This is a genomic window from Ferruginibacter profundus, from assembly GCF_054783275.1.
Map to the genome: position 1 here is coordinate 1,291,113 of NZ_BAAGQW010000002.1, position 13,290 is coordinate 1,304,402.

Here is a 13,290-nt window from a genome sequence, read left to right on the forward strand (position 1 = left end):
ACACTTAATAAAACGTTAAAGAAAAAAATCTTACTTATTTATGAAAATGATGCAGCTTACACATCTGTTTACTGCTGCAATAAAAATTTTCGCAGCTAAATTTTAATCCGCAACGCGAATTGGGTTTAGCATAGATTGCACAGATTTTCGCAGTTTATTTTATTGTATTTATCCGTGCAAATCTGTATAATCCGCGGCAACTTAAATTACGCTGTAGTTTAAAAGTATTTTAAATCATTCATGCATAACCGCTCAATAACAAATTGTATCTTGTAATTAAAATAAGTTCCTTATGTTTTTAAAGAAAATCCTGCTGGTAATTTTTACCGGCTTCGCATTTAGCACCATGGCACAAACAAACAACGACTATTTAAAAAACTGGAAGAAGGTAGAAGACCTGGAAAAGAAAGGCCTTACCAAATCTGCATTGGCAGAAGTGATGACGATCTACACACTTGCCATAAAAGATAACAACGATGCCCAGCAGATAAAAAGCAGCATGTACCAGATCAGGTATAGAAATATGGTGGAAGAAGAAAGCAATGAGAATAATATTTTTTTTGCAGACACATTAATTGATAAAGCAAAAGGACCTGCCAAAAATATCTTACAAAGTATGCAGGCAGAAATGTTCTGGCAATACCTGCAAAATAATCGTTGGAAATTTTACGACCGTACCAAATTAAAGGAAGACAAAAATAAAGACATCACTACATGGAGCATCGATAAGATACACAGTGTAATCTCTAAATTATTTAAAGCATCATTACAAAATGAGTCTCTTTTAAAAACAACCAAACTGGATGCTTTTGCACCCATCATTATAAAAGGCAAAAACACCGGGCAGCTAAGGCCCACGCTCTATGATTTTTTAGCGCACCGTGCCCTGGCGTACTTTATGACGGATGAGAATCAATTAACCAAACCTGCTTACGAATTTAAAATAAATGATGCCAAAGTATTTGCGCCTGCAGCAGAATTCGTTACGGCGTCTTTTAAAACAAAAGATACCGCATCACTGCAGCACAAAGCCATTTTATTACTGCAGGATATTTTAAAATTTCATTTAACCGATGCCAGGCCCGATGCGTTAATTGATGCTGACCTGATACGATTAAATTTTGTAAACCAGTACAACACTATTGAAGACAAGGAAAAATTATATGAGGCTGCATTAAGAAGTATAGAAAATAAATATCCCGATAACCCGGCAACTGCAGAAGCTGCTTATTTAAGGGCAAAGATATATTACGACCGTGGCGAACAATTTGAAGCCAATGGCAAAACAGACAATCAATTTGAGAAAAAAAGAGCGAAAGAATTATGTGAAGCTATTGCTAAAAAATTCCCAAAAAGTGAAGGCGGCATTTACAGCCAGAACCTAATAGGAACTATTATACAACCTGCGCTGAATATTGAAACAGAAAAAGTAAATACCATCAACGATCCTTTCCGCACATTGGTAGTATATAAGAATGTGCCCAAGGTTTATTTCCGTATTGTTAAAACATCCAAAGAAGAAATAAAAAAACTTGACCGCAGGGATTATGAAAAATTATGGAGTTATTATGTGAATCTTAAAGCCGTTAAAAGCTGGAGCGTTACCTTACCCGACCCTTCAGATTACCAGGAGCATGGAACAGAAATTAAAATAGACGGGCTCGATAATGGCGTGTATTTTATTCTTGCCAGCCTTACCGAAAATTTTTCTCTTGCCAAAAACATTATAGCCAAACAAACGGTGTATGTAAGCAATATCAGCTACATCCATAATAATAGCAATGAGTATTATGTATTGCACAGGAACAATGGCCAGCCGCTGCCCAATGCACAGGTACAGGTGTGGGAAAGCAAATACAATTATCAAACCAATAGCCCGGATGAAATAAAAGCAGAAAAATATACCACGGATAAAAACGGTATGTTTAAAATGAAAGCCAGTAAAGACTACCGTAATTTTTTACTGCAACTGAAATACAACAATGATGAATTCTTTATGGATGAAAACGAAGGCTACAATACCTACAACAGCCTTGATATACCCGAACTGAAACCCGTAACATTTTTATTTACCGATCGCAGCATTTACCGCCCCGGGCAAACAGTTTACTTTAAGGGCATTGTTATAAAAAGTGAAAAAAAATCGGGTGCTACCGCTGTGGTCCCTGATTTTAAAACAAAAATTTTATTACGTGACGCCAATTATCAAAAAGTTACAGAACTTGTTGTAACTACCAATGAATACGGCAGCTATAAAGGTTCTTTTAAATTACCCGAAGGTGTGTTAAACGGCCAGTTCAGTTTGTTTGACAGCACTACAAATTCTATGCAGCGTTTTAATGTAGAAGAATATAAGCGCCCTAAGTTTTTTGTAGAAGTAGAAAAACCTAAAGGCACCTACCGTTTAAACGACAGCATAAAAATTACCGGCAACGCAAAAGCTTATGCCGGCAATAATGTAGACGGTGCCAATGTAAAATATCGTGTGGTGCGTAAAGTACGTTATCCTATCTGGTGGGAATGGGGCTTTACCAGCAGGCGCAAGATCAGCCCGATTTATGGCAGAAGCGAAGAAAATGAAATCACCAATGGCGAAGTAGTTACTGATGCCAAAGGTGAATTTAAAATAACTTTTAAAGCATTGCCCGATGAAAGCGTTGATAAAAAAAGCCAGCCTGTATTTTATTATGAAGTAAGTGCTGATGTTACCGATATCAATGGTGAAACGAGAAGTGGCAATACTTCTGTTGCTGTAGCCTATCAAATGCTGCAACTGAGTATTGATATGCCTGAAAAAATTATTGCCAACAGTTTGAAAAATATAAAGATCACCAGTACCAACCTGAATGACATCTTTGAAAAAGCCAATGTAAATCTTACTATCACCAAAGTAAAATCGCCTAATACAATTTACCGTGAACGCTATTGGGATATGCCTGACCAGTTTACAATGAGTAAGGACGAATATAAAGGCTACTTTCCTTACGACGTGTATAAAGATGAAGACCAGAAAAGCAAATGGCCTTTAGGTGATAAAGCACTTGATAAAACCGATACTACCAAAGAAAATGGCGAATGGGCCATGGTAAATGGTCAATTTGATGCCGGGTGGTATAAAGTTGTAGCAACAACAAAAGATAAATATGGCGAAGCAGTAAAAGCAGAAAAATACATTCAACTAATTAACTCCTCAACTAATAGACAAATTAACGAACCCATTGCTGTTGATGTAAAAAAACAATCCGTTGAACCCGGCGAAAAAATTGAATACAATATTGCTACCGGCTTTGATAATATCTGGTTGATTCATACGTTGACAAAAATGGATAAAACAACCAACACCACTTATCAATCCATAACAAAAAATAAAGCGGCGTCATTTGCGGAATCTGCGGGAGAACCCGACCGCGGAGGTATGGCCATGAGTTATGCTTTTGTACAACACAACCGCATTTACAAAGGCGGCGAAAGTTTTGCTATTCCCTGGAGCAATAAAGAACTGAACATTACTTACTCCACTTTCAGGGATAAATTATTACCCGGTGCCAATGAAAAATGGACCGTAAAAATTACCGGGCATAAGGGCGAACAGGTAGCTGCAGAAATGTTGGCAGGTATGTATGATGCTTCGTTAGACCAGTTTAAGCCGCATAGCTGGAACAGGTTAAACATCTGGCCTAGTTTATACAATACTGTAAACTGGCAAGAGAAAGGTTTTACTAAAGTAGAAAGTGAAGAGTACAACAAATTACCTGAGTACAATGAGCAGTACTATAACAAAGTTTATGACAGGCTTGCCTATTTCGGTGGTGCTGCTTATGGAGATTTTAATACAGGAACCTATTATGATAATTTTCAACATGACCTGAATCCTAATGTGAGATATAATGCCGGTGTAGTTTTAAGAGGGCAGGCTTCAATGGCAGCTCCAGCTATAGGAGTGGACAAATCGGATGTAGTAGTTATTGGCTATGGCGATGTTTCAAGTACAAGCAAACGAAAAGAAGGTGGGAAAGTAGTTTCAAAACAGGAAGAGATGTTTGTTTATGGAGAAAAAATTAAAAAACTTGGGGAAGACCCGACTTCACCAAATGATGCGGTTCAGGTACGCAAGAATTTTAACGAAACTGCTTTCTTCTTTCCGGACCTTAAAACAGATGCCGATGGTAATATCAGTTTTGAGTTTACTATTCCTGAAGCATTAACCAAATGGAAACTGATGACGCTGGCACACACTAAAGATCTTGCCAGTGGTTACAGCGAAAAAACAACGGTTACTCAAAAACCATTAATGGTACAGCCTAACGCACCCCGTTTTTTACGTGAAGGTGATGCCATGGAGTTCAGCGCAAAAATTGTGAACATGAGTGATAGTGAAGTAACGGGCACCGCTCAATTAGAATTACTGGATGCGGCTACCAACAAACCTATAGATGGCTGGTTTAAAAATGTTTTTCCTAATCAATATTTTACCATTGCAGCCGGGCAGAGTTTTGCAGTAAAATTCCCGATGGAAGTGCCGTTTAATTTTAATAGTGCCATGACCTACCGCATTATTGCAAAAACAAAAAATGCCAGCGATGGTGAAGAAATGGCCATACCTGTTTTAACCAACCGTACATTGGTTACAGAATCAATGCCCATCAACCTGCGTAATCAAACCACAAAGAATTTTAAGTTTGATAAATTATTGAACAGTGGTAGCAGTACCACCATCAGCAACCATGCACTTACGGTAGAGTATACCAGCAATCCGGCATGGTATGCAGTACAGGCATTGCCTTATTTAATGGAATATCCTTACGAATGTGCGGAGCAAACTTTCAATCGCTATTATGCTAATGCATTAGCTACCTATGTGAGCAACAGTATGCCAAAAATTAAAGCTGTTTTTGAAAAATGGAAAACTGCTGATACGGCTGCCTTACTTTCTAACCTGCAAAAAAATGAGGAATTAAAATCAGCTTTATTGCAGGAAACACCATGGGTATTGGATGCACAGAATGAGAACCAGCAAAAGAAAAATATAGCGCTGTTGTTTGATATGGTAAAGATGAGCAGCGAAATGGATAAAGCATTCAATAAACTAAAAGTCATGCAAAGCAGCAATGGTGGTTTTGTATGGTTTAAAGGCGGTCCTGATGATCGTTACATTACCCAATACATCATCACCGGCATTGGCCATTTAAGAAAACTGAATGCATTAAGCGGCGATAATTATCAAAAAGTAAAAGCGATCGTTGATAAAGGCATTGTATATCTCGATAAAAAAATAAAAGAAGATTACGATAATTTAATCCGTTATAAAGCAAAATTAAGCAGCAATAATTTAAGCGATATCCAGGTGCAGTATTTGTACATGCGTAGTTTCTTTTCAGAATATAAAATTGCGGATGCTTCAATAACCGCTTACAATTATTATCGGGGCCAGGCACAGAAATACTGGTTAAGCAATGGCAAGTATACGCAAGCCATGATCGCTTTGGCCTTATACCGCACAAAAGATGAGGTAACACCAAAAGCCATTCTTAAATCATTAAAAGAAAATGCTATCATTAAAGAAGAGATGGGCATGTACTGGAAAGAATGGACAACAGGCGGCTATTACTGGCAGCAGGCACCAATAGAATCACAGGCGATGATGGTAGAGGCATTTGGTGATATTGAAAAGAACACTGCTACTGTTGATGATTTAAAAACCTGGCTGCTGAAACAAAAACAAACACAAAACTGGAAAACCACCAAGGCTACTGCGGAAGCCTGTTATGCTTTATTGTTGGGTGGCAGCAACTGGCTGAGCGAAGAAAAGGAAGTGGTGATCAATTTAGGTAACACTGTTATTAAAAGCAGCGATGATGCTACAGAAGCAGGCACGGGCTATTTCAAAAAAAGAATTGCTGGTGAAAAAGTAAAAGCGGAAATGGGAAATATTTCGGTAACCCTGAACTCCTCAAACTCTAAACCATTAAACCAAAGCACCACAAGCTGGGGAAGTGTATACTGGCAATACTTTGAAGACTTAGATAAGATCACTCCTTCAGAAACTCCATTGAAATTGAAAAAGCAATTGTTCATTGAAAGAAATACTGATAAAGGCCCCGTATTGGAAGCACTGGCAGATGGCGCTGTATTAAAAGTGGGTGACAAAATAAAAGTACGTATTGAATTACGTGCAGACAGAGAGATGGAATACGTTCACATGAAAGATATGAGAGCCGCCTGCATGGAACCGGTAAATGCATTGAGTGAATATAAATACCAGGGCGGATTAGGTTACTATGAGAGTACCAAAGATGCCAGCACCAATTTCTTTTTCAGCCGCATCAGCAAAGGCACTTATGTTTTTGAATACCCCATGTTTGTTACGCATACCGGTAATTTCAGCAATGGCATTACAAGTATACAGTGTATGTATGCACCGGAGTTTACCAGCCATAGCGAGGGAATAAGGGTAAGTGTGGAGTAAGATAAAACACGGATTACAACGAATCACACGAATTAGTTTAGTCACTAATTCGTGTTTTTGTTTTAAAACAATTCCTGTATTTTGTGCATTCAGAAAATTATTGAGCCATGGCTGATGAGCAAAACTACGCTATACCACTTCGTTTCAGAAAAATGGAAAACCTGCATATCGTATTCTGGTTGTTTAAAGATATCAGCTGGTGTATGGTGTGGCGGCCACTAGGCATTATCATGATCATTCCTACATTGGTGATTGCGATCTGGATCGCTTTTAAAAATAAAAGTTTTGTAAGTGAGGTCTGCCACAACTTTGCTATCGTATTCTGGATAAGCGCTAACAGTTTCTGGATGATCAGTGAGTTCTTTAAGTTTGATGAAAAGATATTATTGTTTGGTTTAACAGGGAAGCAAACGGCGATGATACCATTTTGTATGGGCTTACTCTTCTTAATGTACTATTATCTTATCTGGAGGCCCAGGCATAAGAGTGCTACAGAAACAATGTAATGTTTAATTTCAATTGCCTCTTTCATTAATTACACCCTGCCGTCCGCATAGCGGTCATATATATTTTTGATTTTTCTGCAAAGGCTTGCCCCGGGTTAGCAGCATACCTTCTTTCTGCTGCACGCATGTCATTTTCTGCCTGCATTAATACACTGATCTGGTGATTGAGGCAATCAATTTTTTGTTGTGCGCCTGCGGCATGAGAAGGATTACGGCTCATATCTTCCTGAGCATTACAGATGCCCACTTTGGCCTGTAAAATCCCTGTTTGCACAGATACAACCGGGTCCATCATATCAATCATTCCCTTTTGTGCAGTCCTGTCCTGTATCAGATTGCCGGCCTGGCTTTTGCGCAGGTTATCTTCCTGTACCTGCAACTGTTCTCTTCTGAAATTGATCACCGCCATTTTTTCCGGCACACATCTTCCTGAACTTTGTGCAGCAGCTTCATCCCTGTCAAGCTTTTCTCTTTCTCTTACAAGATCAGCAGTACGTTTGGTAAAAAAATCGGCTTCTTCCATTTTGTAGCCGGCGGGATCAAAACAAACCCTTGTTCTTTCTATGCGTTTTATCACCGTGTAGCTGGTTCCCGATTGTCTTTCCATTACTATGTACACACCTGCATCTGTACGTACCACACCCACACCAAAGCCTCCCAAAAATTTTTGCGCCTGCAATGTTGCCGGGTAACGATCACCGTATATAAACCATGTGGTAGGTTCATCAGAGCGTTTATAGGCCAATGCGTCAGCTTTTCCATCGCAATACATACGATGTTCGCTTTTGCGGCTTAAAGGCGATGCAGTAAGCAAATTATTCATCTGGTATTCATGCGTATCAGTATTGGAAGTGCTTACCAGGTGCTGCAAAATATTGTTGTTGCCTTTGCGGTTATGATAAGTAAAGATATTACCCAGTTTAAAACTCACCACAGTAAACCTGAAACTTTCCACTTCGGGCATTAACACATTTATCGCCCCTCCCATTGATGGTTGCGTATATCCCATATAACCATCAACGGTATTGATGAACAAACAGGTTTGCATGCTTCTTCTGCCGCCATAAAATAATTCTATTTCCATCGTCATATCAAAACAAAACTGTTGCCGCACAGGCACAATGGTCGTTCCTTCCGAATTGCCCCTGAGTATGGGCGCATTAATGAGTTGGGCACGTGTTTGATCCCATCCAAAAAGGGTGGTATCATGCCTTACAGAATCCCGTGGCGGTTGCGCTTTTACAGCAATGCAGCATGCCAGTAAACAAACCGTAAATAGTGTTATAAACTTCATTATAGTATTTTATAAAGAAAAGTGTGATGATTTTTACAGCTTAACAAATTCTACCCTGCGGTTTTTTGCTTTGCCTGCAGCGGTTGAATTATCAGCTACCGGTTGCATAGCACCTTTACCATCTGTTTGTACCCTGTCGTCTGCAATACCATAGTTGGCAGCTAAATATTTTTTTACTGCTGCGGCCCGCTTTTTAGAAAGTTCTGTATTGGCAGCAGCATTACCATCGCTATCGGTATGGCCTGTTATTTTTATTTTAAGAGAGGGATTATTTTTCATCGCATCACCAAACTGGTTGATGAGTGCAAATGATTCACTTTTGATCACATCACTGTTCACATCAAACAAAATATCATTGGTTACCGCACGGCCTTCTTCCATTAATTGTTTAATAAGCAAACTACGGGCATCCACATCAGCACTGGCTATACGCACATTGCCCACCAGCATACCCAGTTCGGATGCAGGAATGATGTAGTTATTATTTAAAAAGAAATTATTACGCATTTCAGGAGTAAGTGCCCTTGGTAAATCAATTAATTTTTTTTCATCAAGATAAATACGGATACGTGTTTTATTCACCGACATCGCCACGTGCAACACTTTATTTGCGTAAGAGGTAACCGGAAAATCACTTTTGTTTCCTACCACATCATTTTTAAGGCCGTACTCAACTGCCTTGCCATCCACTTCGGTATAGCGGTTAATATTCATAAAGAACCGGTCTTTATAAAACATATCTTCTTTTAAGATATCACGAACATTGGTTAAACCAAACTGAATGAATGGCGTGGTATGTTGTCCGTCGGCTTGCAGGAAGAGGTCAAACTGGATAGTACAATTTTCGGGCAACGCTTTATCCATCACAGGATTAATAATAGAATTATGCACTACTTCCAGCCACCTTCCCTGCTGCCCGTCGATGGTAACTATTTTACCACTGCCATTGGTATTCCATTTGGCTGGAAAATCTCCCAGGGCATCTTTAGAAAAATCATCTTCAAATATTACGTTGTTGCCCGGCACAAAATCTAAAAAAGAACTGACACTGTTTTTTGCGCCACCACCTGTTGCCGGAGTAGAACTGTTTGAATTGTTATTGCCTGAAGATGCAGCAGATTTATCAGTGGCCGCTGTATTGCCTTCTGTTGTTTTATCGGTCTTGCTTTTATTTTTCTTTTTAAAAATATTATTGATCGCATTGCCCGTTTTATTAAACGCACTATCCACTGCGTTATCTACTTTCTGATCTACTTTATTACTGGCATTGGTAGCGGCCCTGTCTTTTACTCTTTTGCCAATAGTTTGTGCGTTTGTTTCGCTACAGCTGAGTACAGCTACCGCAAGAAAAATGATCTGAGGTTTCATGTTTTTATTTTTATGTTTTTGTCAGGTGTTCCGGGTTAAAATATGTTGCGGCAGTTTATTGTACGTTAATATCAAACTGTGGAGAATTATTATTGCTTTCATCCGATTCCGCAATCCTGTTGGTACAATCAATACGTACCACACATTGATGATGGCCTCTGCCCAATGCAGTCACATCTTTTAAAAACCACCATTCCTCCGTACGTGATTGCCCGGCTGCCAGCGGATGCAGTGTACAATTGCTGCCTATCGGTAAATGGTTGGTGCCACCGCGGTCGTCAAAAAATCCCTGCAGGTCAAGACTAAAATCTTTATCGGCGTTTGCAGCGCCTGCATTTTTATAAGTGATGGAAAGTTTGATTCGTATAAGATGCTGTGCGGTTAATTCTTCCACCGCTATGACATCAGAACTTACAAACTGCAGGTCGGGTTTCAGTAAAGCAATTTTCGGCGCAGGTAAATTTATTTTACCCGGTGTGGTACCTTTTGGGATAACAGGCGTTTGTGCTGTTGCAGTATAGCACAGCATTGCAAAGAATACAGGTAAGGCGAATTGAAATGGTGTTTTCATTTCCGGTTAATTTTAATAACCAAAAATACCCATGCATGCAGCTTTATACAACTACATCATCATGTGGTGATTTAAATGAAAAAGGAAAGCAACTTATCTTTCAGTGCCCTGGAAACGGCTTCTGTTGCAGAATGTACGTGTAGTTTGTCGTATATCTTTTTGATGTGAAAACGAACCGTATCGATGCTGATGCCAATTTCGGTAGCGATCATTTTATAACTATAGCCATTAACCAGCAATTGCAATATGTCAGTTTCCTTTTTGGAGAGGTCGGCCTTTTCCTGTTGCTCATTTTTTGCCTGTGGTACCATCTGCAATACTTTTCTTGCTACAGAACCTGTCATAGGTGCGCCGCCCGTAAGTACATTACGTATGGCTGCGGGAATTTCTTCTGTAGCATATCTTTTTAAAATATACCCGGAAGCCCCTGCACAAATAGCTTTAAAAATATTTTCATTGTCATCAAATACGGTGAGCATGATCACGGGTAACTGATCATTTATTTTACGGATATTTTTTACCGCCTGCACACCATTTACCGCAGGCATATCAATATCCATCAGCACTACATCGGGCGTAAATGTTTGCAGGTCAGTTGCAACGGTTTCTGCATTGGGCATTGCTGCCACCACTTCAAAATCATCAATATCATTCAGCAACACCTGCATGCTGTTACGCAGGGCCACATTATCATCGTATACCAGTACTTTAATAGCCATAATCAATTTCAAATTTACTGCGGAAAAAATTTGCGCCGCACCACATCATCATGTAGCAGGAATTTTTACGGCCACAGTTGTGCCTTCACCAGGTGCAGCAATAATTTCTGCCACACCACCCAGGGCCACCGCTCTCGACCTGATATTAATAAGCCCGTTTGTTCCCGGTTTGCTTACTTCTGTAAAACCCTTGCCATTATCTTTTACCTGCAATATGATATTCTCATTTTCTTTCTGCAGTACAATATCTACTTTTGTTGCAGCAGAATATTTTGCGGCATTATTCACCGCTTCTTTAAAGATCAAAAATAAATCCCTTCGCTGCTGCATGCTGATGCTTTCTGCAAGCAGTTTTTCATCCACGCTAAATGCAACCCCAATATTCTTATGCTCCAGTGCATAATTGGTGTACTCACGCATCCGTGACAGTATGTTTTCCAGCTTATCGTTATCGGGTTTTATAGCCCAGATAATATCGCTCATACCCTGCTGCATTTGTGCTGATTGTTCCGTTATCTGCGATAATAGCTGCGAAGATTTTTTGCTATCCTTATCAATATTATTCCGTGACACTTCAGAAAGAATTTTTATACTGGTAAGTGTGGAGCCGATCTCGTCGTGCAGGTCACGGGCAATATTATTGCGAACCGAGAGTAATTCATTTTGCTGCTGCAGTTTCCTTTTTAACTGGTAGCGGTTAAATATAAATCCGCCCAAAATTAAAATTGCGATACCGCTACCGATAATAATATTCCGCAATTGTTTTTGCACCTGTAATTCTTTTTCTTTCAGTTCTCTTTCCTGCAGGGATAATTTTAATTGCTGCTGATCGTTTTTTGAAACCAGTTGCTGTTTTTCCAGCAATTCGCCCTGTTGCTTTATTCTTGCATCCTGCAACTCTTTTTGCTGAGATAATAAAGTGATCTCATTTTGCTTTTGTTTTGCCTCTGATAAATTACCTGCAATGATGGCTTTTTGCTTTTCAATTTCCAATTGCCTTATCCGCTGATTGATCTGCAGCTTACTGATCTCGTTATCTTTTTTTTCTGTTTCATATTTGGTGGCTATCTCTGCAATAGAAGATTGGGTATTGGCAGATACAATACTGTCCTTATACAACACGTATTGTTTGTAACTGTTATAAGCTGCAGCGTAATTTTTTATTTCTTTATAATAATTCGATAATTGCAGATAGAAATCCCTCAGGTTAAATTTATCGGGCAATAATTTTAAGATAGCCAGCGACTTATTGTAGTATTCCATTGTAGTGGCTGTATCTTTTTTCAACTGCTGACAAATAGCGCCGGCCGACATATACCGCCTCGCCAGCATCACAGAATCTTTTCTACTTTTCTCCATCATGGCAATGGCTTTCATTTCATATTCCAATGCCTGTTCCGGCTTATGATTGGTATTGTATAAATAGGCAGCAGTAACATAAGAGTGAACGATACGGGCTTCCTGTTTACTTTGCAACGCATATTTTACACATTGCTGTAAATATTTTTCTGCTTCATCATTGTTAATACCGATATAGTACTGGCTGATATTGCAACAGCCTAACGACAGCCTCGCTATATCACCACTCTTCTCCCTGTACACCAACGATTTTTTTGCATACTCAATGGCTTTATCTTTTTGATTCAACCCATAATAAACAGTGGAAAGATTACTTAATGCAATCGCCAGTTCGCCATGCCTGTCCGGAAAATAATTTTCATAAATACGGATGGATTTCAGCAATGCATCTGCCTGTTTACTCAACTCTCCTTTTCTGCCCCAGGTATAACCAAGGTCGTTATACGCCAGTGCAGAATATTTGGTAGGATATTTTTCCAGGTAATATTGCAGGCTTTTTTCAAACAGCGGCACGGCGGCATCAAATTTATCGCTGTACATTTTTATTTGTGCCATCTGCATCCACGATACTGCTGTAATAAGGGAGTCTTTCATTTGCAGGCCCAGCTTATTTACTGCAGCTGCTGTAATATCTGCTTTACCCAGGTCATCTTTATCAATATAAATATCGGTGGCTTCTATCTGTGCATAGGCCTGTCCTTTTTTAAAATTGTGTAGCTTGCTGTATTCTTCTGCTTTGCTGCAATAAAAAAGCGCAGAATCGTAATTGCTGCTGGTAAAGAATTCTTCTGCCTTATCAATAGTAGTAAAAACTGTTACGGAATCGGCTTTGCTATATTGCGCTGCGGCAATACCCGGACATAAAAAAAATACGGTATAAAAAACGACGATGTATGCTATGTTTTTCCCGGATATCATTACGGCAGCTTTACAAATTTGATCAGAACAGAAAAATACAAAATTTAATGATGGCAGAGAAACCATGTTTTCCTCACGTGATTAATTGC

General features: G+C 39.3%; 7 protein-coding genes. 2 read left to right on the plus strand and 5 right to left on the minus strand.

The genetic code is table 11. The annotated features are described in order from the left end of the window. Positions 1 to 292: 292 nt before the first annotated feature. Both ACYVM0_RS15665 and ACYVM0_RS15670 read left to right on the plus strand, forming a co-directional pair. The gene (locus ACYVM0_RS15665; protein WP_460558345.1) at positions 293 to 6,466 is read left to right on the plus strand and encodes an alpha-2-macroglobulin family protein; all 6,174 of its coding nucleotides are present in this window, start codon (positions 293 to 295) and stop codon (positions 6,464 to 6,466) included. A 107-nt stretch (positions 6,467 to 6,573) separates the two neighbouring features. Further along, the gene (locus ACYVM0_RS15670; RefSeq protein ID WP_460558347.1) at positions 6,574 to 6,972 is read left to right on the plus strand and encodes a hypothetical protein; all 399 of its coding nucleotides are present in this window, start codon (positions 6,574 to 6,576) and stop codon (positions 6,970 to 6,972) included. Positions 6,973 to 6,997: 25 nt separating this feature from the next. Here ACYVM0_RS15670 and ACYVM0_RS15675 read toward each other — a convergent pair whose 3' ends face one another. The 5 genes from ACYVM0_RS15675 to ACYVM0_RS15695 all read right to left on the minus strand — a co-directional run bounded on the left by ACYVM0_RS15675 (position 6,998) and on the right by ACYVM0_RS15695 (position 13,201). Continuing rightward, positions 6,998 to 8,266 carry a hypothetical protein gene (locus ACYVM0_RS15675; protein ID WP_460558349.1) on the minus strand — a complete coding sequence of 423 codons (1,269 nt, stop codon included), beginning with the start codon at positions 8,264 to 8,266 and terminating at the stop codon, positions 6,998 to 7,000. 33 nt (positions 8,267 to 8,299) lie between these two features. Beyond that, positions 8,300 to 9,634: an OmpA family protein gene (locus ACYVM0_RS15680; RefSeq protein WP_460558351.1), complete on the minus strand. Its 1,335-nt coding sequence runs from the start codon at positions 9,632 to 9,634 to the stop codon at positions 8,300 to 8,302. 55 nt (positions 9,635 to 9,689) lie between these two features. Next, positions 9,690 to 10,205, minus strand: a complete 516-nt coding sequence (locus tag ACYVM0_RS15685) for a CARDB domain-containing protein (RefSeq protein WP_460558353.1) — start codon at positions 10,203 to 10,205, stop codon at positions 9,690 to 9,692. 71 nt (positions 10,206 to 10,276) lie between these two features. Next, the gene (locus ACYVM0_RS15690; RefSeq protein WP_460558355.1) at positions 10,277 to 10,924 is read right to left on the minus strand and encodes a response regulator; all 648 of its coding nucleotides are present in this window, start codon (positions 10,922 to 10,924) and stop codon (positions 10,277 to 10,279) included. A 48-nt stretch (positions 10,925 to 10,972) separates the two neighbouring features. Beyond that, on the minus strand, positions 10,973 to 13,201 hold the full coding sequence (locus tag ACYVM0_RS15695) for a tetratricopeptide repeat-containing sensor histidine kinase (protein WP_460558357.1): 2,229 nt from the start codon (positions 13,199 to 13,201) through the stop codon (positions 10,973 to 10,975). Between the last annotated feature and the right edge of the window lie 89 nt (positions 13,202 to 13,290).

Excerpts from the sequence above, each read along its gene's own strand:
- ACYVM0_RS15665 (WP_460558345.1), top strand. The coding sequence starts at position 293 with ATGTTTTTAAAGAAAATCCTGCTGGTAATTTTTACCGGCTTCGCATTT.
- ACYVM0_RS15670 (WP_460558347.1), top strand. The coding sequence starts at position 6,574 with ATGGCTGATGAGCAAAACTACGCTATACCACTTCGTTTCAGAAAAATG.
- ACYVM0_RS15675 (WP_460558349.1), bottom strand. The coding sequence starts at position 8,266 with ATGAAGTTTATAACACTATTTACGGTTTGTTTACTGGCATGCTGCATT.
- ACYVM0_RS15680 (WP_460558351.1), bottom strand. The coding sequence starts at position 9,634 with ATGAAACCTCAGATCATTTTTCTTGCGGTAGCTGTACTCAGCTGTAGC.
- ACYVM0_RS15685 (WP_460558353.1), bottom strand. The coding sequence starts at position 10,205 with ATGAAAACACCATTTCAATTCGCCTTACCTGTATTCTTTGCAATGCTG.
- ACYVM0_RS15690 (WP_460558355.1), bottom strand. The coding sequence starts at position 10,924 with ATGGCTATTAAAGTACTGGTATACGATGATAATGTGGCCCTGCGTAAC.
- ACYVM0_RS15695 (WP_460558357.1), bottom strand. The coding sequence starts at position 13,201 with ATGATATCCGGGAAAAACATAGCATACATCGTCGTTTTTTATACCGTA.